We start from the raw sequence: 23091 nt of genomic DNA on the forward strand, positions 1-23091 counted from the left end.
TTTTTAATCAAAGAGGCTACATGGCCTCTTTTTTATTTTTTGAGTAGATAAAGAATATAAATATCAAGCATAATCACGTACATAATAAATTGAATTATACCAAGATGATCAATCATAAATTTGCTCTTTTCTCCATGGGCTTGTTTTTCTCCGGGTCAGGTTATGCAGCAGCGTTTGAACAATCTAACCAAAGCATTCAATCGTTTTTTGAAAAAAATCATTATGCTGAAGTTTCATTGGCCTGGGTTCGCCCCGATATCAGCGGTCAGGTACAACATACCGAAGAGCTGCAACAATTAGGCATCACCGATTTTTCTACAGGAAATCTTACCCATAACCAATGGGTTTCCAATGCCGCATTAAAATTCCAGTTGAATCCTCAAGTGTCGTGGGGACTGATTTACGATCAGCCTTATTCTATAGATATCGCTTATCGTTATGATCCTGTTTTTGCAGGTGCAGCGCTTCCAATTGAGGCTGCTACCATTCAGTTTGAGAGCCATAATTTGACCTCATTAATTGGCTTTCAACCAAACGATAACTGGAATTTTTATACAGGGCTAAGTTATCAAAGCTTAGAGGGAAATTTATATTTATCCGGGCAGACATTTTATATATTCAATGGTTATCGAGCCACATTAGAACGAGATCCCGCTTGGGGCTGGCTTGCAGGAATCAGTTATCAGATTCCTGAATTTTTTTAGAACCGCACTGACCTATCGTTCTGCAATTACTCATCACAATAAAACCACTGAATCAATTATTGTAGGTACAAATCCAGCACCTTATACAGAAATTCAAACTCCACAGTCTGTGAACTTGGATTTTCAGACAGCTTTAACTGATCAAAATGCACTCTATGGCACGCTGCGTTGGTCAAACTGGCAAAATTTCGTGATCCAGCCGCCTAAATTTGGCGCTGTAATTGACTATGCGGCCTTACAGTTCCCTGAAGTAAAATCTTTTAGAATGATTAATTATCGTAAGGATCAATGGTCTGGAAAAATCGGACTTGCTCATCAATGGCCATCTTTTGGCATAAATTCTATCGAACTTTTATGGGATTCTGGTACAGGAAATCCGGCTTCAACTTTAAATCCGAGTGATGGCTATTGGGGCATCGGACTAGGTCATCTTTATAAGATCCAAGAAATCTGGGATATTGCTACAGGACTATATTATTTAAAGTTTCAAAAACCTGAAATTTCCTCATCCGAACCTATTACGCCACAGATTGCAGGTTTATCCGCTGTTTCTGACAATAGTGCCTGGATCGCAGGTTTAAAACTGGGCTATCACTTTTAAATTACTTATTACAAAGCATAAAAAAACGAGCCGAAGCTCGTTTTTTTATGCAGCTCAAACTTAGAAGCGGAAGCTGACACCCAGTTTTGCTACTGGCAGCCATTCGTATTCATTGTCGTTACGAATATTATTTTCTTCTCGCTCAACTTGATCTGCAAAATCTGCAATAACTCCAGTATTTTCTGGTCTCGCAGTTCCAGTTGCAGTTAAATTAACAGTTGGGTTTCCATTATAGTAGGCACCAACCTCACCAAAGACGCCCCAACGATTGGTGATCGCCGGAGAAAAACCGATACCTACATATGGTGCAAGATTATTCTTATATGATAATTGACCATTAATACGTGCATCACTTGTAGAAACAAAATCTACACCATTTACTGAGAAACTCTCACCATTACGTACACGACGGTCAATATCATAATCATTATCAACATAACCCACACCGGCAGCCATATAGAACCAGTTCGCCCAAGGACGGATTTCAGCATTTAAATAGGTCAGGTTATTGTCCATATCCAGGTCATATTTAGAACCATTGATTGACAAATCATCAGACCAAGAGATATCACCACCGTTATAACCTAAAGTCACGCCAACATATGGATTTACATTCCATGAAAGTGCACCACCATAACCGGTAGTACCGACTTCAGCACGAACAGCTGCAGGTTTAAAGAAAGAGAAAGATGCTACACCTTCATCTGTTACGATCGTTTCATCAGCAGCCATAGCAGAACCAGCTGCTGCAGCCAAAATGGAAACTGCTAAAATTTTATGTAAAGATTTCATTATTTCTCTCCTCAAAAGAACTTATTTTGATCATTAGTTATTCGTGATGGGTTCAATATAAAGGACTTAAAAAATATTTTTTATTCGCATTTTGCTCATCTTTTGTTATTTTTTGATACAAATTAATTTTTCTTGTTCAGAACCGAGCGTTTTCTAACACTTCTCCTACATTTCAACATAATGAAAAAGTACACTTATCACTTTAATAATTTCACGCTTTCTACACTTTTGGTTATTTTTCATCTATTTTTAGTGCTTTCAACTATTTTTCCTGCAATATAGTGTAAAATCTAGAAAATTTTTTTCTGGAAGGAAGATCATGTCGCAGCTTTCAACAATCATTGAACAAGCGTTTGAAGACCGTGCGAATTTTACAGCTGCAGATTGCTCTGCTGAAATCCGTCAAGCAGTTGAGGAAGTAATTGCTGGTCTAGACAATGGTACTTTACGTGTTGCTGAAAAAATCGATGGTGAATGGGTTGTCCATCAATGGATTAAAAAAGCGGTATTGTTATCATTTAAATTAAACGACAATAAACCAATGGAAGCTTGTGATCTTCGTTTCTATGACAAAGTAGAAACTAAATTCTCAGGCTGGACTGAAGAGCAGTTTAAGGCAGCTGGTGTACGTGTCGTACCACCTGCTGTCGCACGTAAAGGTTCTTTTCAGGCCAAAGGCGTGATCTTGATGCCTTCTTATGTCAACATCGGTGCTTATGTAGATGAAGGCACGATGGTTGATACTTGGGCAACTGTAGGTTCATGTGCACAAATCGGTAAAAATGTTCACTTGTCAGGTGGTGTAGGTATTGGTGGTGTGCTTGAACCGCTTCAAGCGAATCCAACCATTATTGAAGATAACTGCTTTATCGGTGCACGTTCTGAAATCGTTGAAGGCGTAATCGTTGAAGAAGGTTCTGTGATTTCAATGGGCGTATTCATTGGTCAATCGACCAAGATTTATGACCGTGCCACTGGCGAAATCCATTATGGTCGCGTACCAGCAGGTTCTGTCGTTGTTGCAGGTAGCCTTCCATCTAAATGTGGTACTTACAGCTTATATGCTGCCATTATCGTAAAAAAAGTTGATGCACAAACTCGTTCTAAAACAAGTCTGAACGATCTATTACGCGAAGACTAAGATGTTTTAACTTAGAGGATACATTCGTGTTCCTCGGAGCCTCAACCGCTCCTCGTCTCTACGATTAGTAATAATCGTAGGGATTTTTATTTTTATACCCGGTTATTTATTTCTCATTGGTTAGTTTTGTTATGAATACGCTTCGATCTTCCGCAATTCCTGTCTCTGATCCGTCTGCGGGTTTACGCATTACGGAGATTTTCTATTCATTGCAAGGTGAAGCCAATGCCGCAGGACTACCAACGGTATTTATCCGTTTAACCGGTTGTCCATTACGTTGTAGCTATTGTGATACCACCTATTCCTTTGAAGGCGGTGAGCGTCAGTCTCTGGACGATATTATCCAGACCACGCTTGATTTTAAAACCCCTTATGTTTGTGTGACCGGCGGTGAACCACTGGCACAACCAAATGCCCTACCCCTGATGCAGCGACTTGCGGATTTAGGATGTGAAGTTTCACTTGAAACCAGTGGCGCTTTAGATGTGTCCAAAGTGGATTCACGTGTTTCCAAAGTTTTAGATTTAAAAACACCAACTTCAGGTGAAGTTGCACGAAATTTGCTTTCTAATCTGGATCATTTAACTGCACATGATCAAATCAAGTTTGTGATATGCAATCGTGAAGATTATGAATGGTCAAAACAGCAGCTTGAACAGTACCAACTTCAAGACAAAGTGAGTACAGTTTGGTTTTCGCCTGCATTTGCGGTCGAAAAAGGTGCGGTTTGTTTACCCCCACTGGCACGTGATTTGGCTCAGTGGATTTTAGAAGACCATCTCCCTGTTCGTTTCCAGTTACAGCTACACAAGTTGTTATGGAATGATGAAACTGGTCGTTAATTTTTTGTAAAGTATTTTTTTTGGAGAATCAGCTTATGCGCCCTCGTGCCATTGTCCTGTTATCTGGCGGATTAGACTCAACCACATGTCTGGCTTGGGCACAGGCACGCTATGAATGTATCGCACTCAGTTTTCGATATGGTCAGCGTTCAACGACCGAGCTGGATGCAGCAAAAGCTTTAACGCAACGTGCGGGTGTGGAACATCGAGTGATCAATATTGATCTGGGTAATCTGGGTGGCTCAGCCCTTACCGATCATAGTATTGAGGTGCCCGACCATGAACAGGCTGGCATTCCGATTACCTATGTTCCGGCACGTAATACCATCTTCTTGTCTTACGCCTTAGCAGCAGCTGAAGTGTTCGAAGCTGAAGCGATTGTTATCGGAATTAATGCAGTTGATTACTCCGGTTATCCGGATTGCCGTCCGGAATTTATTGACGCATTTGCCAACATGGCACGCCTTGCGACCAAGGTTGGCGTAGAGGGTCAGGCGCTCAAATTTGAAACACCTTTGTTACATTTATCCAAAGCAAATATCATTCGCTTAGGTATTGAACATGGCGTAGACTACAGTCAAACGGTGTCATGCTATCAAGCAGATGACCAAGGACGTGCCTGTGGCAAATGCGACAGTTGTCGTTTACGTAAACAGGGTTTTGCGGACGCAGGTGTTGAAGACCCGACACGTTATATACCGTAATAACAAGGTAGAGTTTATGAAGAATTTAAAATCAAGCATCGTGCTTTCAGCAATTGTTTCAGCTGCTGCTATGTTCGCAACTACGGCTCAAGCGGCTGATGACAAATTACAACAAGCTTATAAAAGCACCAATGTAAAATCTGCATTGATCAATGTTTGTAAAAATGAAACTGGCAAAAGTAAAAAATTGACGGCTGCTGAAGTCAGCAAATATTGTGGTTGTGCTATTGAAGCAGATGGAAAATTAACCAATGCACAAAAATGGGAAATTCAAAGCACCATTAACCAGAAGAAAAGCCCAGGCACTTTAGCTTTTGTACAGAAGCAGAATAAAGATCTTCAAGCATGCTTTGGTCCACAGTTAACAGGCAAACTGAAAACTTTGACTGAAGAAGCAATGAAATCAGCCCAAGCGGCACCAAAGAAATAATATCTGATTATTCTTTGATAAAATAAGCCACTATAATGTGGCTTATTTTTTTTTGAAAAAATTTAGAGAAAACAGGAGTTTTTATGTCTGAAATTAGTTTGCTTGACCAGAATTTTCCTGCGACGACAGGGGAAATTAATTTAACCCAGTTAAATACAGAATGGCTGGTGATTTATTTTTATCCTAAAGATTCTACACCGGGCTGCACAACTCAGGCAGTAGGATTTTCCTGTTTAAAAGATCAGTTCGATGCTTTAAATACCACAATTCTTGGCGTATCCCGTGATTCGGTAAAAGCTCATCAGAACTTTACTGAAAAGCAGAACCTGAGTATTAACCTGATCAGCGATAAAGAAGAGGTGTTGTGCAATCACTTTGATGTGATTAAAGAAAAGAACATGTATGGTAAACAAGTGATGGGCATTGAGCGTTCGACTTTCATTTTCCATAACGGTCAACTGGTCAAAGAATACCGTAAGGTCAAAGCAGCAGGTCACGCAGAACAAGTTCTGGAAGATTTAAAAGCTTTGCAAGCTGCTTAATTGCATGCTTACCGTATAGACAAAAGCTCGAAATATTCGAGCTTTTTTTACAATAACGTTCATATCATCAAGTATTTTATATCTACCCTAGTTCATTTCACACTGGCCTGATAGATGAAGATTAACTTTATCCCCTACCCCGGCAATTCCTTTTTTCATACCAAAATCCCTACGGTTAATCACAGCAGATGCCTGAACATCAAGCAGGTTGGTATTCGACATACTGGGTTTAAAGGTTGTTTCGAAAATCACAGGCTTGGTCACACCACGCAGGGTTAAATGACCTAAAACATTGTATTTGCCATTGCCCAAGTCTTTAAACTGGATACTTTTAAAAATTACAGTCTTATATTTTTCTACATAAAACAGGTCTTCGCCCAGAATCATATGTTTAAATAGCGGCTTACTAAAGCTTAAACTTTCCACATCCATGACCAGATGGGTTGAGGCATTTTGCGGTGCTTTAGCATCAAACTGCATCGTGGATTGAACCTGATTGAACTTGGCTTTAACTACAGTAAGACCCATCGACTTGATCTCAAAACCGACATCACTTTTGGGAGTTAAGGTCCATGATCTTGCAAAAGACTGACTGGTCAAAGCTAAACAGATCGCCAAGCTAAGGAGCCCAGTTTTTATTGTTGTTTTCAATTTTAAATCCACCTTGTTTAATTTCTTATTGATCGGATTTAAGTACACGGCTTAATCTGAAACTAAATTTTCTTGTTTTTTGAGCGAACAGGTTTTCGTTATTTTTATACCAGTTTATTGAAGTTTTTGTAAAATCATTCATGACTAACGGACAAAATGCTTGTGCTGGTTTTTCTCTTATAAGTGGCCCTGCTAGGCTAACAGGAGACTGGTTTCATCTTATAAAATTTTGATTTTATAAATTTTTTATACAAACCAGATCCTTTATTTTAAGTTCAATTTATATTGGAAATATCCATGTGCTTGCAGCACTGAAAAGAGTTGTTTTCTACGCTGCCTATTCACGATCACTATCTAAAATGACACGCTTAGACAACTCTTAACCGATCTATCAGCTTTCGTAGCCTGAATCAAATACTGAGAATTAATGACACTGCGACGCCCCACATGGTACAGGCAATAATAGCATCCAGTATTTTCCATGCTTTTGGATGTTGGAACCAAGGTGTCAATATCTTTGCCCCATATCCCAAACTAAAGAAGAAAAACCAGGAAGCACAGACAGCACCTAAAGCAAACCACCATTTTCCTAAGGCGTATTGGGTTGAAATTGATCCAATCAATATGACTGTGTCTAAGTAAACATGCGGATTTAGCCAGGTAAAAGCTAGGCAGATCATTAGTACTTGTAGAAAATGCTCTGTTAGCTGATCACTTGGTGTTAAAACCTCTCTTGATTTAAATGCGCTGATCGCATGGTGCAAACCATAATAAAATAGGAAGCCTGCGCCAACATATTTAGAAAATATAACAATATCCGGATAATGTTCAATGACGCGTGCAAAACCCAGTACGCCAAGCAGAATTAAAATGGAATCAGACAAGGCACAAATCACACAGACCCAGAACACATGCTGCTGTTTTAAACCTTGTTTTAATACAAAAGCATTCTGTGCACCGATACTGACAATCAGGCTCATTCCCACAGCAAAACCACTCATCATATAACTGAACATCACATTCCCCTTTTTTTGAATAAATCAATTATTCAACAAAATGAGTGCGATTAATTAAAACTAAGTTAATATCAAGTTAACTAAATTATTTTTAGATAACAGATATGCTGAATGCGAAACAATGTGATGCTTTTTACGCAGTTGCAAAAACGGGAAGTTTCGATCTGGCTGCCGAACAGCTAAATATTACTGCCTCCGCAGTGACCCTTCGTGTTCAAAGTCTGGAAAAAAAATTGGGACAATTGCTTTTGGTCAGAGATCGGCCTTGCCGTGTGACCCAATCCGGGCAAACCTTATTACATTATTTACAGCATCAACGTTTGCTAGAACAGAATCTGATGCAGGATCTGGGTGGACAGCTGCAACATGAAGGTTTCTACTGCCTGAATATTGCCACCAATGCTGATTCACTCGCGACCTGGCTATTACCAACCTTACAAACCCAGCTGATCCAGCATAAAATTGTGCTGCATTTTCAGGTAGATGATCAATCACAGACTCATCATCTGTTAGAAGCAGGTCTCGTCAATGCCTGTTTGAGTACAGAGAGTAAGGCAATGAAAGGTTGCCGGGCTGAGTTGATCGGACAGATGCAGTATCGTCTGGTCGCCACCCCTGACTTTTCCCGAAACTGGTTTCATCAAGGGGTACATCGGGATGCGCTACGCCTTGCCCCTGCCATTATTTTTAATGAAAAAGACCAACTCCATACCCAATTTATTCAGCACGAATTTGGCCTGAACCTTGCTCAATATCCTCATTTCTTTATTCCATCGACCCATGCATTTTTTGATGCGATTGTCATGGGTCTAGGCTATGGCTGGCTGCCGGACTATCAAACTAGGAATTTGCTGGAGTCAGGTCGACTGCTTGAACTTTCAAGTGAGATGCGAATTGAAGTGCCCTTGTATTGGCATCACTGGAAAGAACAGTCTCCTGGTCTAGAAATCCTTGGGGAGTGTTTGAAACAGCATGCTCAAACTAACATGAATCAACCCATAATAACCTGATACTTTTAAACCAGATTGGTTTTATCATTCTGGGCAAATTTTTCACTGAGTTGCTGATAGGTCGTGGTTTTTTGGAAATTCTCTAGAAAATCAATCGTGCCTTGTGGAAATTTATCTCGTTGAATTTCGCCACGATAATAAGCTTCACGCATCGGCGTGGCAGATAAGGCACCTTCAAGGCTGTCAAGTTCGACCATTTCCCATTCTGGAAAAAACTTTAAATAATAAGAAGAATCATCTTTAAAGTGCCCAATCAGTCCGACTTTGGCATCCGGCTCAATGACCTGATTCACCAGCGATTTCACCAGTTTTTGCCATTTCTCATCATTATAAACATCAATGACTTCTACAAATTTGATCCGAGCTTGATCTTCAGGACTAAAATTTGACAGGATCATGGCTTCACGCTCCGAAGCCAAGAATGGATTCTTGATATTGCGTTCATTTTGCGCAGAGCCGAGAGCCAAAATCACATGTTGACTGTGTTGCAGGGCAATGTTAATCGTTTGCATGTGCGCCAGATGAAAAGGCTGAAAGCGGCCAATGAAAACCAGATAATCAAATGTATAGTTCATAAGGGATCAGTTTTTTATGACTCATGAGTTGTGCTGCCCCAATAAATATGCGACATAATCATTCCCATAAAATCAAATTAAGTTTTAAAGCAAGGATAGTACGATGACACTGAGCTGTATTCAACAACCTCATGAGCATTTGAATGCGAATTTAGAACATGGTGTACTCACTTTAGCCATCAATCGTCCGGAAGCGAAAAATGCGTTATATAGCGAACTTTATCTCTGGATTGCGAAAGCTTTAGATGAAGCAGATCAGGCGCCTGAAGTTCGTGTGGTCGTTTTACGTGGTCAGGATGCAGACTTTAGTGCGGGCAATGATATGCAGGATTTTATGAAATCTGCTGCGAAGAAAGGTCAGGCACCCGCCGCTGAAGGCCCACCGTTTGTTTTACTGAAATCTGCTGCAAAATTTTCCAAGCCATTGATTGCAGCCGTGCGTGGTGTTGCAATCGGCATTGGTGTGACGATCTTATTGCATTGTGATCTGGTCTATAGTGACAATACTGCTCTGTTCCAGATTCCATTTGTCAGTCTGGGTCTATCGCCTGAAGGCGCTTCAAGCAAGCTGTTGATTCAGCAGGCGGGTTATCATAAAGCCGCCGAATTATTGCTGACTGCGCAAAAATTCAATAGTGAAAAAGCACTCGACGCAGGTCTGGTGAATAGCATTGAAGAAGATGTTTACACCAAAGCAGCAGCACAAGCTGCCCAGCTCTCTGCCCTGCCATTGGCATCACTGGTGCAATCTAAAGCCTTGATGAAACACAATGTGAATGAAATTGTGGAATGGATTGACCATGAAGCAGAAATTTTCATGCAGCGTGTAGGCTCGCCAGAAATGCTGGAAGCGGTTCAAGCCTTTATGCAAAAACGTAAACCTGATTTCACACAATTCAACTAATTTTCAAACTTATGAGTTCAATGAGGTAGTTTAGACTGCCTCAATCTTTTATTTTTCCAAGAATCTGAAGTATGCCAAATCAAAACTCCCAAACCTCTTCTCAAACAACAGATAGTTCAAATCCAGAAAAGAAACGTTATTACGAACCTGCACCTCAAGATATAGATATAGATAATTTTCGTAAGGTGATTGAAAGTCGACGTTCAGTGCGTAAATTTACCAAAAAGCCAATTCCCGTTGAAGTTCTGGATGCCTGTCTGGATCTAGCGTTGTTGGCACCAAATTCGTCGAACTTGCAGCCTTGGACTTTTTATGTAGTACAAAGCCCAGGCAAAAAAAAGCGCCTAGTCAAAGCCTGTATGAGTCAACTGGCAGCCAAAACAGCTTCTGAGCTAATTGTCTGTATCGCACGTACAGACCGTATTGATGAAATGGCGAAGCGAAATGTAAATGAGTTTCCATTTCCTGAAGCACCGCCCGCGATTAAGAAATACTATAAATATATTCCCTACAACTATAAAACTGGTTATCTGAATGCTTTCGGTAACTTTAAGAAAGTGGCTTTTAAAGTTGCCCGTACACTGGACAAACAAATGCCAGTGTCTGCTTTCAGCCCGGCTGATGCGAAACTTTGGGCGACCAAAACGATGGCGCTCGCTTGTGAAAATCTGGTTTTAGCTTTACGTGCTTATGGTTTTGACAGCTGTATGATGGAAGGTTTTGATGAGCCGATGGTTCGTGAAATTCTGAAATTAAATGATGAACAGTATCCAGTCATGGTAATTGGTGCGGGTGAACGTGCTGAAGATGGAGTATTCTTCCCGCAATACCGTTTTGATCGTGAACTGTTTATTCAGAAGGTTTAAGTACGTTTATTGAATGAATATCACGGCCTCGACTGTTTTCTTAAATTAACTGATATACGCGTAGGCATTTTCGTTACTTTGACAGGCCAAAGTAACCAAAGCCATTGCCAGACAGAAGGTTCATCCTTGAACCTCTGTCTGGCAGGTGACATCCATGTCACCTCAATGTAAATTCACTACTATTTTGAAAAGAAATAATATTTGATACGCGGATGGCGAAAAGGAAGAAATCTATTTAGAGCAAATACAAGTCGATGTTAAATCATTTTTTAAGAATAGTTCGCTCTTAATTTCCGATAATCAATCCAGTTACAATGAAATCCGACCGGTACCCGAACTGGTAAATGAATCGTTGCAATGGGTCCTTCTGTAATATGCTGGGCATCCAGAATTACAACTTTCGAGGGGCTACAATCTAAAGCATGGATATAAGACATTAGCCAGCCATCATTTTCAGCCTGAGCATTTTCCCGTGCGACAAAGACTGCCTCACCAGTAACCCAGTTTTCTCCAAAGGAGTAACTTTCTGTGGTTCTGGTTCTTAAATTAAAACACATCACCGTATTGCTGCTGACATGGGAAGGATCGTCAAATTCACCAAAAGAAATACTATAGATATAACGATACTGTCGCCCAATAAATGCTTCATTAATCCGTGTAAATTCCTGCTTGATATTTGATAATAAGGTTCGTGTCACTTTTCCCGTTCCTTGTTCAAAAATAAAGCGCTCTAGTCGTATATCCTGATCTTCGATCGGTCCCTGAATCGAGCGGATCAATGCTTTGGAGTGCACTGGAATAGGGAATACGACTATGCAGAATTTCTGCACTGTATTGAATGGATTTACTAAGCGTATTTTTGAGCATTCTGCTCAGCGGTTTTGGCCACTGCATTGTTATTTTCCTTATTGTATTTTTTATCTGGAGTGCTAGGGCAAATTTTATAATAACAAAAGCAGTTTGACTGTTTTTCAAATGTAGACTGACGGCGCGCTAAGATGAACACGCCGCAGTGAATATAATATGAGTAATACTTTGAGTTTAGACTTCGATATCCAACAGCTGGATAAACTCAAAAGCTGGCTCTTCATAAGGATGGCTTTCTTTTAAGGCTTTAGCGACCTCGACTGCCTTTTCATCTGGCACCAGAATTTCTACCCGCCATTCCTCTACCTGTTCCAGTTTACCGACTTCACCAATATGAGGATCTGCACCTTCTTGCGGCTTAAACTGTCCTGTTCCTAAAACCTGCCAGGCGCAGTTCGTATACTCACCAATACCACCCGCTCCTGCTGCAAAGACTGCATTTTTGGTGTCTTCCAGATTTTCGTCCGGTACGTAATAAATCAGCTTTAACATATATTCTTTCCTGAAATTCAGATATTTATTGTATTTTTAAGGGCTTGGGTAATTATCTTCAATGCAGGATTTTGGGAATTCTTGTTAAATGTTGCATACAAGCCTAGTTTTGGCAGTGCCTGATCCGTCTGGATGATTTTCACATGATCATTCAAAAATCTCAGTAAATACTCAGGAGCAAAACTAAAACCCATCCCCATATTGGTCAGATTAATGTGTTGCAACACATTGGTGACCCACAGTAGCTGCTCATGTTCGAGTTGATCAATACCAAGCAGCTGATCCAGCTTTTCATAAAACACGGGTGAAGCATTCTGCTCACACATAATTATATTGTGATTTTTCAGTTCCTGTAATTTCAGGATTCGATCTGTAGGATGCAAATGCTGAGCAGCTAGCAAGTAAATCTGTTCGGTCAATAAATGAATATTGTCAAAATCTGGATGATCCAGATGAAAACGGGTAATACATAAATCCAGTTCAGCATTTTTTAGCCGCTGAATCTGCTCCATACAGGTCAGGCTATGCAAGTGAATTTTTAAGTCAGGCATGGTTTTTTTAAGCTACGCCAGAATCTGAGGCATCACCTTGATTTCTGCAATATTCAGAAAGCCAATATGAATCTGATTATTTTTCTGCTGTGCGACCTGGCGTGCTGCTGCCACTGCCAGCTTGGCATTTTCCAGTGCTTTTTCGGCATAGACCTGAAAAGCCCTCCCTTCATCGGTGAGTTTGACTTTTCTCGATGAACGATCAAACAGATTTACCCCGACTTCCTGTTTCAGATCCTTAATTTGCTGGCTTAATGACGGCTGAGCGGTAAACAGTTTTTCGGCAGCCTTGGTAAAACTTTGTTGCTGCGCCACAGTAATAAAATAGCGTAAATGTCGAAGTTCCATAGCCTGCCCGGTTTCTGATCAGGTCAGCATCTTAAGATTATGACCCACGTATTGCAAATAAGAATAGGTCGATAGTTTATATGAATATCGCTATATCAACAGATCCTGTTTTACTAGACTGCCTGATTATATAGATAGCTTGTTCTTCACCTATACACATGGAGTCTTGTATGACACAACACTATGACACTGATGTTCTGATCATTGGTACTGGTCCTGCAGGTTCAACATTAGGTTTGGCTTTGGCGAATTATGGTATCAAGGTACAACTGTTTACCCAGTTTAGCTGGCTGGCCAATAGTCCACGTGCCCATATTACCAATCAGCGTGCCATGGAAGTATTACGTGATTTAGGTATTGAAGAACAGGTTAAAGAGATTGCAACACCATGGGAACAGATGGGTGAAAGCCTGATTACCACCAGTCTGGTCGGCGAAGAAATCGCCCGTTTAAGTGCATGGGGTACCGGTGATAAACGTTATGGTGACTATATCCAAGGCAGTCCATGTCCATTAGTCGATCTGATTCAGCCAAAAATGGAAGCTTTACTGGTGAAAAATGCCGGTGAACGTGGTGCAATTTATAACTTCAATACTGAATACCTGTCACATGTGCAGGACGAAGATGGCGTGACTGCTACTTTCCTGAACCGCATTACCAATACTGAATTTAGCTTAAGAGCAAAATATCTGGTGGGTATGGATGGTGCTAAATCTCGTGTATTGGAACAGCTCGGCTTGCCACTGGAAGGCGTGATGGCACGTGCCGGTACCGTCTATGTGACCTTTAAAGCTGATCTTTCTCAATACGTTCAGCACCGTCCTGCGATTCTGCAATGGATCGTGAATCCTGAAGCCAGCTTTGGCGATCTCGGTATGGGATTGTTACGTGCCATTACGCCATGGAATGAATGGATCATGGGTTGGGGCTTTGACATTTCCAAAGGCGAACCACAAGTTACTGAAGAACAGGTCCGTGCCCGCCTAAATGCTTTTGTTGGTACTGAAGTCGAAGAAGTTGAAATCCAGAAATTATCGTACTGGTATGTGAACCAGACCTGGGCCACTGAATATTCTAAAGGTCGAGTGTTCTGTGGTGGTGATGCAGTACACCGTCATCCACCATCGAGTGGCCTAGGTTCAAATACCTGCATGCAGGATGCCTTTAATCTAGGCTGGAAACTGGCATACGCGGTAAAAGGCTGGGCTGCACCTTCCCTGCTGGATTCCTATACCACCGAGCGTGCACCGGTCGGCAAGCAGATTGTAGCGCGTGCGAACCAGTCACGTTTTGATTATAAATACCTGAAAGAAGTCTTTGGTTTTGATCAAGGGGTGACGACTCAGAAGCAAATGCTGGAACGTATCTTTGCGGAAGATGAGTAAGGTGCTGAAATCCGTCAAAAACTATTTGAAGCTTTGGAAATTAAAAACTTCGAATTTAATGCACAAGGTGTAGAACTGAACCAGCGATATAGCTCCAATACGGTGATTGCAGAATCCGAGCCTGAGATTTTTGAAAAAGATGAGCAGCTTTATTTACAGGCAACCACTCGCCCAGGCGCTAAAGTTCCGCATACTTGGCTGATCAATGCCAAAGGTCAAAAGCAGTCGACACTGGATATTACGGGTAAAGGTCGTTTTACCCTGCTCACAGGTTTATCCGGTAAAGGCTGGAAACAGGCGGCAGAAGCATTGGATTTGTCATATCTGGATGTGACTCAGATTGGTTCACGTGACTATCGTGATGTGTATGGAACCTGGAATGCCAAGTCTGAAATTCATGAATCTGGTGCAGTACTGGTTTGTCCGGATGGTTATGTGGCTTGGCGTTATCAGGACAGTACCAATAAAGCTTTTGATTATGAAAATACGTTAAAGGCGGTATTGAAGCAGGTTCAATTGGTTATTTAAATTATAAAGCCACCTTGAAGCAGGTTCAATTGGTTATTTAAATTATAAAGCCACCTTAATGGTGGCTTTCTTAAAGCTGATGATCAAGAACCCTGCAGCAAGTAACTGCCCACAACGAACAATATTTGTAGTCCTACAACAATACAAAACAACATCCAGCCTTTCTGACGCATTGCCGCCTTATCCATTATTCTAAGTGTTTTAGCCATGTCATCACCTCATCTTTGAGAATTGATACTGAACCGATCTATTCCATCTTTCTTTTATAGTGCAATAAAGTTGTGCATAAAACATACCATAGCACTTTATATACAATATAAAAGCAAAATCTAAACCAACTCAGCAGGAAGAAAAAAAATTAAAAAATCAGAATGCTTAAAAAGCAAAAATCCACCAAATTGGTGGTTGAATAATCCTATGTTAGTGAATTTATTTTAATTTTTCCATACAGTAAAATTAAGATACTATTTAAAAACAATATTTATAATAAAAAATTCATTCACCTTGTTTTAATTTCCAAGATGAGAATAAAAACACGGACATTGTACCAGCCAAATTCACTGCTAATTCTGCATGTCTTGGAGAAGGTTTAAAGTTTATTTTACCTTGCCCATGAGCATCACCCACTTTATTTCTCAATGATCCTAAACCTTCAATGATGGAACTACATCCTCCGAGAATTTGTTTGAAAGTCTGCTCCGTATGTTGAGATGGAGCAAGGTTTAATTCTTTACTCACCAATCTATACAGTTGATTTATATCTGGAGCATTGCCATAACCGACTTCGTATTCATCAAGAATATATTTGCAGGTCGATTCTAAAAGTGTTCGAGCTAATGTAATCGCACCTTCGGGATCTGTACTTCTTCGCTCTAATGCTTTCTGCCATATTTGATGTATATAATCCGAGCTTAATTCAGCAATCTTCAACTGTACTACCTGATCCAATGGAGGAACATCTAGACTTTCTAATACATTAAAGAATTCTTTAAATTCCGAATAAATATAATTTTCACGTTCAGCGTAAGATTCAAAATCCCACTTAATCCTAGCTTCAAATTCATCTAATGTGCGTGTGTCTTTAATAAAAAATGGAATATATTCATAAAAGTTTTTAAATGTCAGTAACTCTTGTCTAAGCTGCATAAATGCCTCTGAAGAACCTTTTTCATAAGTATTAGTAGCTCTAGCTATTAGCAATTCTTGTAAAAGTAAAACTTTTTCAATTAAATCGGACATTTGAGGACTCTTTATTCATTTTTTAATCTTTTTCAATTCTATATCTAATCACCTATAAATCTATAATTTGCTTATTAAAAAAGCCCCTTTCGGGGCTTTTTTAATTCTTGATTATATCAATTAGCCAATAAATTTACGTGCATTACGGAACATACGTAACCAAGCACCATCCTGATCCCAGTCTTCTGGTTTCCATGAATGCTGGATCGCGCGGAAGTTACGTTCAGGGTGCGGCATCATAATCGTTGCACGGCCATCCTGAGACGTTACACCGGTAATACCTTCTGGTGAACCGTTCGGGTTCAATGGATATTGTTCAGTTGCATTGCCATGGCTGTCGACATAACGTAGAACCACCTGATTCGATGCATTCAATGCAGCAAAGTTTTCCGCCGTTGCAACTGCACGACCTTCACCATGCGCCACAGCGATTGGCAGAATCGAACCTTGCATGTCTTGTAACAATACTGAATTCGATTTTTCTACACGAACGTTCACTGCGCGCGCTTCAAATACTTCAGACGTATTGCGATGGAAACGTGGCCAAGCATCCGCACCCGGAATTAACGGAGCCAATTGAGACAACATTTGACAGCCGTTACAGATACCCAGCGAGAAGGTTTCTTGACGGTTAAAGAATTTCTCAAACTGGTCACGTAATTTAGCATTGAACAATACGGATTTCGCCCAGCCGCCGCCAGCGCCCATCACGTCACCATACGAGAAGCCACCACACGTCACCAGACCTTCAAAATCATCCAGGCTGATACGACCTGCCAGCAAGTCACTCATATGTACGTCAACGGTATTAAAGCCCACTTTGTCAAATGCTGCAGCCATTTCGATATGACCATTGACACCCTGCTCACGTAGAATTGCCATATTTGGACGACGCAAGTTAATGAATGGTGCTTCAATCGCTTCATTCAAGTCGAATGTTGGTTGGGCGATAATACCTTTGTGCGCTTTATCGGTAATTAAAGCAAATTCCTGATCCGCAGTTTGTACGTTGTCACGCAGGCGCTGGATTTGATGAGAAACTTCAGTCCATGCCACTTGCAGATCAGCACGTTCAAGTACCAGACCATTTACAGACAATTGGTCAGAATTATTTACAGTACCCACCACTGCAATTGCATCTTTAAGCGTAGATGCTGCAACTTCAGCTTGTAGATCTTCCCAGTCTGCTTTGGCAATTTGCAGAACTACACCGATTTCTTCAGCGAACAATGAAGCAACAGATTGATCTTCAAGTGCGACACCAAGACGTGAAGCGAACATCATTTCTGCAACAGTTGCCAATAAACCACCATCACCGATGTCATGATACGCTTTGATTAAGCCACGGTTGTTCCAGTCTTGAACCAATGCGAAAAATGCTTTGAAGTCATCGAAACTGTCGACATCAGGCGTCACTGAACCGATTGCTTTATACACCTGCGCCAGAATCGAACCACCTAGACGGAACTGACCTTTAGACAGATCAATACGAACCAGTACAGATTCAAGATCTTTTAATTCAGGAGTCAATGTTTGACGTACATCAGTCACTGGTGCAAATGCAGTAATCACGCCTGACATTGGAGAAGTCACAGACTTGTCTTCACCTTCGTCATTCCAAGTGGTACGCATAGACAATGAGTCTTTACCGACTGGAATCGCGATACCCAGTGCAGGACACATTTCCATACCGATGGCTTTCACGCCTTCGAACAATGCCTGATCTTCGCCCGGTTGACCCGCAGCAGCCATCCAGTTTGCAGACAATTTGATGTCGCTGATTTTTTCAATCTTCGCAGACATGATGTTCGAGATCGATTCAGCCACCGATAAACGTGCAGAAGCAGCAGGATTCAACAACGCTACTGGAGGACGCTCACCCATTGCCATCGCTTCACCAGTGTAACCGACAAGACTTGTTGTAGTCACAGCAGCATCTGCGACAGGAACCTGCCAGCGACCTACCATCTGGTCACGCGCGACCATACCGGTAATCGAACGGTCACCAATACTGATCAGGAATGATTTAGAAGCCACTGTCGGGTTTTTCAGAACGCGATAAATCGCATCTTTTAAATCCGTAACTTTAGCCGCGTCAAAATCATCGCCTTTACGTTCAATCGTTTCATAGGAACGGCTCATACGCGGAGTACCGCCAAGCATCACCTGCATTGGCATATCCACCGGTTTGTTGCCGAACAATGGATCTTCAACGGTTAAGTGACGTGCTTCAGTCGCCTCACCCAGTACTGCAAACGGACAACGTTCACGCGCACAGATTGACTCAAATAATTCTAAAGAAGATGGACGAATCGCCAATACATAACGTTCTTGCGCTTCGTTTGACCAGATCTCCATTGGCGACATGCCAGGTTCTAAAGATGGAATCTTACGAAGATCCAGCACTGCACCTAACTCGTGATCATTCACCAGTTCAGGCATGGCATTTGATACACCACCCGCACCTACATCATGTACCGATACGATTGGGTTATGGTCTTCCATGCGCCAGCAAGTATCGATCACCTCTTGGCAACGGCGTTCCATTTCCGGGTTTTCACGTTGTACCGAAGCAAAATCAAGGTTCTCGCCCAATTTACCGCTATCTACAGAAGATGCAGCACCACCACCAAGACCGATCAGCATGGCTGGACCACCGAGTACGATCAGCAAATCGCCCGGTAAGATCGGATCTTTTTCAACGTGATCTGGACGGATATTTCCGTAACCACCAGCGATCATGATTGGCTTATGGAAACCTTTAACATCGCCATTCACGTTTTGTTCAAAGGTACGGAAGTAACCGTTTAAAGCTGGACGACCAAATTCGTTGTTAAACGCAGCACCACCAAGCGGGCCTTCAATCATGATTTGTAACGGCGATGCCATACGCGATGGTTTGCCGTAGTTTTCTTCCCAAGGCTGTTCAAAGCCCGGAATATTCAGGTTAGATACCGTGAAGCCGGTTAAACCTGCTTTAGGCTTACCACCACGACCGGTCGCACCCTCGTCACGGATTTCACCGCCTGAACCTGTCGCTGCACCGGCAAATGGTGCAATTGCTGTTGGGTGGTTGTGGGTTTCCACTTTCATCAGGATGTGAGCAGCTTGGCTCTTGTATTTATAAACCTGATGGCCGTTGTCTTCTTGGGTTGGATAAAAACGCTGGGTATCCGAACCAACAATCACTGAAGCGTTGTCTTTATAAGCCGACAATACATCTGTCGGTGATTCTTTATAGGTGTTCTTGATCATCTGGAACAACGACAATGGCTGAACTTCACCATCAATCGTCCATTCCGAACCAAAAATTTTATGACGGCAATGCTCAGAGTTGGCTTGCGCAAACATCATCAGTTCGATGTCATTCGGATTACGACCTAGCTTGATGAAAGCCTCAGTCAGGTAATCAATTTCGTCCATTGATAATGCAAAACCAAATTCATTATTGGCTTTTACCAGTGCTTCTTTACCTTCACCCAGAATATCAATCGAGTTCAGTGGTTTTGGCGCAGTTTCCACAAATAATACCGCAGCATCTTCAATCGCATTGAATACGCTTTCGGTCATACGGTCGTGAAGTACTTGCAATGCTTCTTTAGAAAGCTCTTTTACGCCCTTCAAAGTAAATAAAACGCCGCGTTCAAGTCGATGAACCGGCGTATTACAGTTTTTGAAAATGTCCGTCGCTTTAGAGGACCAAGGAGAGATGGTTCCGACGCGCGGTGTGACTAAAATCTGGATTTCATCACTTGCAGCCTGGTGCAATTCAAAAGATTGACCATCGTTGAGAAGCTGTAAAGCTGATTGCTGTTGTTGCTCGCTGAGCGCTTGGTCAAAGAGGTAGACCCATTGACTTTCAATTGATTGAACAGAACTAATTGACGTCAAACGCGATAATAGTTGAGTTTTCTTAAAAGAAGAATGTGCGGGTGCACCGGCAACGATAAACATGCTGATTTTGGCTCCACGGGATGGTCTGAACAACCATGCCACAATGTGACTTGAGAGAGCGCATATTCTACTGTGAAATAAGGAAATCGGCTAGATGCCAAATCAGAAAACTACGTCTGAAATATCCTGGACTTTTAAAATATTTCGTTTATTTTCAGTCAGGAAAATTGAATGTAGTCGCACAGGTTAACACATTTTTTTCAAGAAAAATCAAAACCGCTTCAGAATAATTTTCTGCATAAAAATTGTATTATTTTTCAACAACAATCGGGACAAAATCAAATTCAGGTTTTATTGTCATGACCTGCCAAAACTCCTATTTAGGCCAAAATGAAATACTTGATTACAAGATTTAATGAAGTCGTATTTTTTGCAGACTGTTTTTGATTCTTTTGATTGACTCTTAACTTGGACTTCTAAGATTAGAAAACTGGTTAAAGGTCTTCTGCCGTTTTCTGTACTACAAGGAACAGTTCTCCGCTGATCTCCGCCATTACAGTAACAGAGGCAAATTACTCCCCTCTATGAAAGAATAATTAATACTGAGTGGTATTTTAATCTGACATCATCTGCGGGGGAAAAACCGGACATCCATTCTCACCTTCTAAAAGAATAAAAATAAAGTTTCTTATTTGGGCCTTTTATTTTTTTATATTTGATGTTTATCTTCTTACATCATAATTAAGCGAAATTTACTCATCTAAAAGACCAAAAAATATATCGACAAAATCCCCCACCATATCCAATATTTTGAAATTTCATCATTTATTCATGAGCTCTATTATGCGTAAAAAACACAATATAAATAGCAAAATACCACTTATATTTATGAGGAAATTTACCAGGAATTATGAGGCTTATATAAAAAAATAATGAAGAAATGATTAATAATAAAATTTTGTTACCTTTTTTATTTAATCCGTATTCTCAGGTTTTATTTAACTCGAAAATTTTAAAATAAATATTTGTAATTGCTGAAAAAATATAGAAAATTTTCTTTTTTATTCAACTAACAGAATAACAGACCCACACGTCTATATCAGCTAAGAATCTTACCAAATAGACACTTCATCAGTAAATTTGATGATTTTATGTTAAGCTCTAGCCGAATTGCTGAGGAATTGTCCAAATTCTGGGCCTGGCAATGGTTTTTCCTTTCTGCTGTAGAGATGAATATAAATTCTATATTCGGACACTAATTTTTTGATGTTCTATAGCTTCACTGCTCTGTCTATTTTAGAGCCTTAATCTGTCACCAATGATTTAATTTTCAAAAACAAAAGGTGACCCGCTTAAGGAGTATGTATGTTTCAATTCACTAGTACAGCAACTGTACTATTGATGGTGCTTTTCTATGGCATCACCTTTCTACTATCGTTACGTATTAAACAGAAAAATGAGAATGTTGATGGCTACATGGTCTCGAATGGCTCCATCGGATTTGGAATGTCTGCGGCCAGTATGACCGCCACCTGGATCTGGGCCGCATCATTTTATGCAGCAGCTTCATCCGGATATACATACGGCGTTTCCGGTGCCCTCCACTATGGTTTATGGGGTGCGCTGATGATTTTATTTATCTATCCCTTTGGTAAGCGCTTTCGTGAACTGGCGCCTAATGCCCACACCCTGGCAGAAATTATGCATGCCCGGCATGGCAACCAAAGCCAGATGATTCTGGCAGGTTCCAATATTGTGGGTAGCGTCATCAGCCTGATGGTGAACTTTACCGCCGCTGGGGCACTGGTTGAGATTTTATCTCCTTTAAGCTTTATCCATGGCGTGCTGATTACCGGTATCGGTGTACTGTCCTATACCCTTTGGTCGGGGTTCCGTTCTTCGGTGTTTACCGATTTTGGTCAACTGGTGGCGATGATTGTCGCGGCTGTGATCATTATTCCAACCTTGTTCTTTACCTTAGGCGGACCTTCCCTGTTTCAAAGCGGGATTCATCACCTGCAGCCGGAACAGCTGGATTTTTTCTCTAAAACAGCCTTTCTGGAACAAGGTGCACCATTTTTTGTTGCCGTATTGGCCTACGCGATTGGTAATCAGACCATTGCCCAGCGCCTGTTTGCAGTCCGTGAAGACCTGATCAAACCGAGTTTTATCACTGCAACCATTGGTTATGCTGCAATTGTTATTGGTCTAGGCATGCTGGGGTTATTGGCACTATTTGCAGGTATTCAGCCCATTGATGGCAACCTGAATAACCTGATTCCGCAAATGGCAGCGACTTATCTTTCTCCATTTATGGTCGCGCTGTTATTCATCATGGTGACTGGAGCATTGTCTTCTACCGCTGACTCGGATCTGTCTGCCCTGTCTGCGATTGTCATGACGGACATTTATGGCAAACAGATTGCGAAAAACCGTCCTGATCCAAAGAAAATGCTGTTTATTGGCCGTATGACCATGATCGTTGCCACCATGCTGGGGATTGTGATTGCCACCTTGAAGTTTGACATTTTGTCGATGCTGATTTTTGTGGGTGCGCTTTGGGGCTCTATTGTATTCCCGGTGATTGTCAGCCTGTATTGGGACAAGGTGAATGCCCGGGCCTTTAACTGGTCAGTGGGCCTCGCATTTTTCAGCTTTCTGATAGTACGTTTTGAATGGCTTCCGATTCAGGGATTGATCGCACTTGGCTTTGAACTCGTTGCGACCCTGGGGATTGGTGTGGTGCTGGGTTTGATGACCTTTGGTTTCTTTGGCAAGAAAGTGGGTCTGGTCGTTGGCATATTGGCCAGTATTGGCTTCATGCCATGGACCATCGGCTTCTTGCGTGAATACGGCACCTTGTTAAGCTCACTGACAGCGTATGGCAGTAGTGCGCTGGTATGTACTGTGTTGACGCTATTCTACAGCAAAGAAAAATTTGATTTTAAGCAAATCAACAAGATGGTGATTGAATTTCACCAGCTATCTGAGAAAAGTAAATAAGGAGAT

The 23091-nt window shown here is 41.3% G+C and carries 18 protein-coding genes and 3 pseudogenes; 11 read left to right on the plus strand and 10 right to left on the minus strand.

Going from position 1 to position 23091, the window contains the following annotated elements; genetic code table 11:
• Positions 1-104: 104 nt before the first annotated feature.
• Positions 105-1305 (plus strand): annotated as a pseudogene (locus tag G4D73_RS04700) (OmpP1/FadL family transporter).
• Positions 1306-1365: 60 nt separating this feature from the next.
• On the opposite strand, the gene carO reads toward G4D73_RS04700, so the two are convergent.
• Entirely contained in the window at positions 1366-2097 is a 732-nt protein-coding gene (gene carO, locus G4D73_RS04705; RefSeq protein WP_213687495.1) for an ornithine uptake porin CarO, read from the minus strand.
• Between the two features lie 319 nt (positions 2098-2416).
• Between carO and dapD the strand changes: the two genes are divergently transcribed.
• The 5 genes from dapD (at position 2417) to G4D73_RS04730 (ending at position 5756) form a co-directional block, all read left to right on the plus strand.
• Positions 2417-3238: a 2,3,4,5-tetrahydropyridine-2,6-dicarboxylate N-succinyltransferase gene (gene dapD / locus G4D73_RS04710; RefSeq protein ID WP_004645637.1), complete on the plus strand. Its 822-nt coding sequence runs from the start codon at positions 2417-2419 to the stop codon at positions 3236-3238.
• 131 nt (positions 3239-3369) lie between these two features.
• Entirely contained in the window at positions 3370-4080 is a 711-nt protein-coding gene (queE, locus tag G4D73_RS04715) for a 7-carboxy-7-deazaguanine synthase QueE (RefSeq protein ID WP_005247540.1), read from the plus strand.
• Between the two features lie 35 nt (positions 4081-4115).
• On the plus strand, positions 4116-4784 hold the full coding sequence (queC, locus tag G4D73_RS04720) for a 7-cyano-7-deazaguanine synthase QueC (RefSeq protein ID WP_005097579.1): 669 nt from the start codon (positions 4116-4118) through the stop codon (positions 4782-4784).
• A gap of 16 nt (positions 4785-4800) precedes the next feature.
• Positions 4801-5214: a hypothetical protein gene (locus tag G4D73_RS04725; protein WP_005097581.1), complete on the plus strand. Its 414-nt coding sequence runs from the start codon at positions 4801-4803 to the stop codon at positions 5212-5214.
• 83 nt (positions 5215-5297) lie between these two features.
• Positions 5298-5756 carry a peroxiredoxin gene (locus tag G4D73_RS04730; protein ID WP_004731690.1) on the plus strand — a complete coding sequence of 153 codons (459 nt, stop codon included), beginning with the start codon at positions 5298-5300 and terminating at the stop codon, positions 5754-5756.
• Between the two features lie 87 nt (positions 5757-5843).
• On the opposite strand, the gene G4D73_RS04735 is transcribed toward G4D73_RS04730, so the two are convergent.
• Positions 5844-6407, minus strand: a complete 564-nt coding sequence (locus G4D73_RS04735) for a YceI family protein (protein ID WP_213687496.1) — start codon at positions 6405-6407, stop codon at positions 5844-5846.
• Positions 6408-6817: 410 nt separating this feature from the next.
• The gene (locus tag G4D73_RS04740) at positions 6818-7423 is read right to left on the minus strand and encodes a LysE/ArgO family amino acid transporter (protein ID WP_213687497.1); all 606 of its coding nucleotides are present in this window, start codon (positions 7421-7423) and stop codon (positions 6818-6820) included.
• A gap of 104 nt (positions 7424-7527) precedes the next feature.
• On the opposite strand from G4D73_RS04740, the gene G4D73_RS04745 reads away from it, so the two are divergent.
• Complete coding sequence (locus G4D73_RS04745) at positions 7528-8433, plus strand: LysR family transcriptional regulator ArgP (protein WP_213687498.1); 906 nt, start codon at positions 7528-7530, stop codon at positions 8431-8433.
• Between the two features lie 5 nt (positions 8434-8438).
• Here the strand turns inward: G4D73_RS04745 and G4D73_RS04750 are convergent, their stop codons facing one another.
• On the minus strand, positions 8439-9008 hold the full coding sequence (locus tag G4D73_RS04750; protein ID WP_213687499.1) for a nicotinate-nicotinamide nucleotide adenylyltransferase: 570 nt from the start codon (positions 9006-9008) through the stop codon (positions 8439-8441).
• A gap of 103 nt (positions 9009-9111) precedes the next feature.
• On the opposite strand from G4D73_RS04750, the gene G4D73_RS04755 reads away from it, so the two are divergent.
• Both G4D73_RS04755 and G4D73_RS04760 read left to right on the plus strand, forming a co-directional pair.
• On the plus strand, positions 9112-9912 hold the full coding sequence (locus tag G4D73_RS04755; protein ID WP_004731699.1) for an enoyl-CoA hydratase-related protein: 801 nt from the start codon (positions 9112-9114) through the stop codon (positions 9910-9912).
• Between the two features lie 71 nt (positions 9913-9983).
• The gene (locus tag G4D73_RS04760; RefSeq protein WP_213687500.1) at positions 9984-10778 is read left to right on the plus strand and encodes a nitroreductase family protein; all 795 of its coding nucleotides are present in this window, start codon (positions 9984-9986) and stop codon (positions 10776-10778) included.
• Positions 10779-11047: 269 nt separating this feature from the next.
• On the opposite strand, the gene G4D73_RS04765 is transcribed toward G4D73_RS04760, so the two are convergent.
• The 3 genes and pseudogenes from G4D73_RS04765 to G4D73_RS04775 all read right to left on the minus strand — a co-directional run bounded on the left by G4D73_RS04765 (position 11048) and on the right by G4D73_RS04775 (position 13036).
• Positions 11048-11572 (minus strand): carotenoid oxygenase family protein, encoded by a 525-nt coding sequence (locus G4D73_RS04765; RefSeq protein ID WP_213687501.1) that lies wholly within the window; start codon positions 11570-11572, stop codon positions 11048-11050.
• A gap of 247 nt (positions 11573-11819) precedes the next feature.
• Positions 11820-12137 (minus strand): hypothetical protein, encoded by a 318-nt coding sequence (locus G4D73_RS04770; RefSeq protein ID WP_005265795.1) that lies wholly within the window; start codon positions 12135-12137, stop codon positions 11820-11822.
• 17 nt (positions 12138-12154) lie between these two features.
• Positions 12155-13036 (minus strand): annotated as a pseudogene (locus tag G4D73_RS04775) (LysR substrate-binding domain-containing protein).
• Positions 13037-13206: 170 nt separating this feature from the next.
• Between G4D73_RS04775 and G4D73_RS04780 the strand changes: the two are divergent.
• Positions 13207-14949: pseudogene (locus G4D73_RS04780) on the plus strand (FAD-dependent oxidoreductase).
• Positions 14950-15032: 83 nt separating this feature from the next.
• Here the strand turns inward: G4D73_RS04780 and G4D73_RS15645 are convergent.
• The 3 genes from G4D73_RS15645 to purL all read right to left on the minus strand — a co-directional run bounded on the left by G4D73_RS15645 (position 15033) and on the right by purL (position 20142).
• The gene (locus G4D73_RS15645) at positions 15033-15158 is read right to left on the minus strand and encodes a KGW motif small protein (RefSeq protein WP_004645654.1); all 126 of its coding nucleotides are present in this window, start codon (positions 15156-15158) and stop codon (positions 15033-15035) included.
• A 286-nt stretch (positions 15159-15444) separates the two neighbouring features.
• Positions 15445-16188 carry an abortive infection family protein gene (locus G4D73_RS04785; protein WP_213687502.1) on the minus strand — a complete coding sequence of 248 codons (744 nt, stop codon included), beginning with the start codon at positions 16186-16188 and terminating at the stop codon, positions 15445-15447.
• A 120-nt stretch (positions 16189-16308) separates the two neighbouring features.
• Positions 16309-20142 carry a phosphoribosylformylglycinamidine synthase gene (gene purL / locus G4D73_RS04790; RefSeq protein ID WP_213687503.1) on the minus strand — a complete coding sequence of 1278 codons (3834 nt, stop codon included), beginning with the start codon at positions 20140-20142 and terminating at the stop codon, positions 16309-16311.
• Positions 20143-21447: 1305 nt separating this feature from the next.
• Here purL and G4D73_RS04795 point away from each other — a divergent pair.
• The gene (locus tag G4D73_RS04795; protein WP_213687504.1) at positions 21448-23085 is read left to right on the plus strand and encodes a sodium:solute symporter family transporter; all 1638 of its coding nucleotides are present in this window, start codon (positions 21448-21450) and stop codon (positions 23083-23085) included.
• Positions 23086-23091 lie beyond the last annotated feature (6 nt).

Origin of the sequence: Acinetobacter sp. WY4 (assembly GCF_018438165.1) — a bacterium.
Lineage (GTDB): Bacteria > Pseudomonadota > Gammaproteobacteria > Pseudomonadales > Moraxellaceae > Acinetobacter.

Coding starts and splice junctions, on each gene's coding strand:
- G4D73_RS04770 (WP_005265795.1), bottom strand. CDS start 12,137: ATGTTAAAGCTGATTTATTACGTACCGGACGAAAATCTGGAAGACACC.
- G4D73_RS04755 (WP_004731699.1), top strand. CDS start 9,112: ATGACACTGAGCTGTATTCAACAACCTCATGAGCATTTGAATGCGAAT.
- G4D73_RS04730 (WP_004731690.1), top strand. CDS start 5,298: ATGTCTGAAATTAGTTTGCTTGACCAGAATTTTCCTGCGACGACAGGG.
- G4D73_RS04785 (WP_213687502.1), bottom strand. CDS start 16,188: ATGTCCGATTTAATTGAAAAAGTTTTACTTTTACAAGAATTGCTAATA.
- G4D73_RS04795 (WP_213687504.1), top strand. CDS start 21,448: ATGTTTCAATTCACTAGTACAGCAACTGTACTATTGATGGTGCTTTTC.
- G4D73_RS04750 (WP_213687499.1), bottom strand. CDS start 9,008: ATGAACTATACATTTGATTATCTGGTTTTCATTGGCCGCTTTCAGCCT.
- G4D73_RS04745 (WP_213687498.1), top strand. CDS start 7,528: ATGCTGAATGCGAAACAATGTGATGCTTTTTACGCAGTTGCAAAAACG.
- G4D73_RS04740 (WP_213687497.1), bottom strand. CDS start 7,423: ATGTTCAGTTATATGATGAGTGGTTTTGCTGTGGGAATGAGCCTGATT.
- G4D73_RS04760 (WP_213687500.1), top strand. CDS start 9,984: ATGCCAAATCAAAACTCCCAAACCTCTTCTCAAACAACAGATAGTTCA.
- queC (WP_005097579.1), top strand. CDS start 4,116: ATGCGCCCTCGTGCCATTGTCCTGTTATCTGGCGGATTAGACTCAACC.
- purL (WP_213687503.1), bottom strand. CDS start 20,142: ATGTTTATCGTTGCCGGTGCACCCGCACATTCTTCTTTTAAGAAAACT.
- G4D73_RS04725 (WP_005097581.1), top strand. CDS start 4,801: ATGAAGAATTTAAAATCAAGCATCGTGCTTTCAGCAATTGTTTCAGCT.
- queE (WP_005247540.1), top strand. CDS start 3,370: ATGAATACGCTTCGATCTTCCGCAATTCCTGTCTCTGATCCGTCTGCG.
- G4D73_RS15645 (WP_004645654.1), bottom strand. CDS start 15,158: ATGGCTAAAACACTTAGAATAATGGATAAGGCGGCAATGCGTCAGAAA.
- dapD (WP_004645637.1), top strand. CDS start 2,417: ATGTCGCAGCTTTCAACAATCATTGAACAAGCGTTTGAAGACCGTGCG.
- carO (WP_213687495.1), bottom strand. CDS start 2,097: ATGAAATCTTTACATAAAATTTTAGCAGTTTCCATTTTGGCTGCAGCA.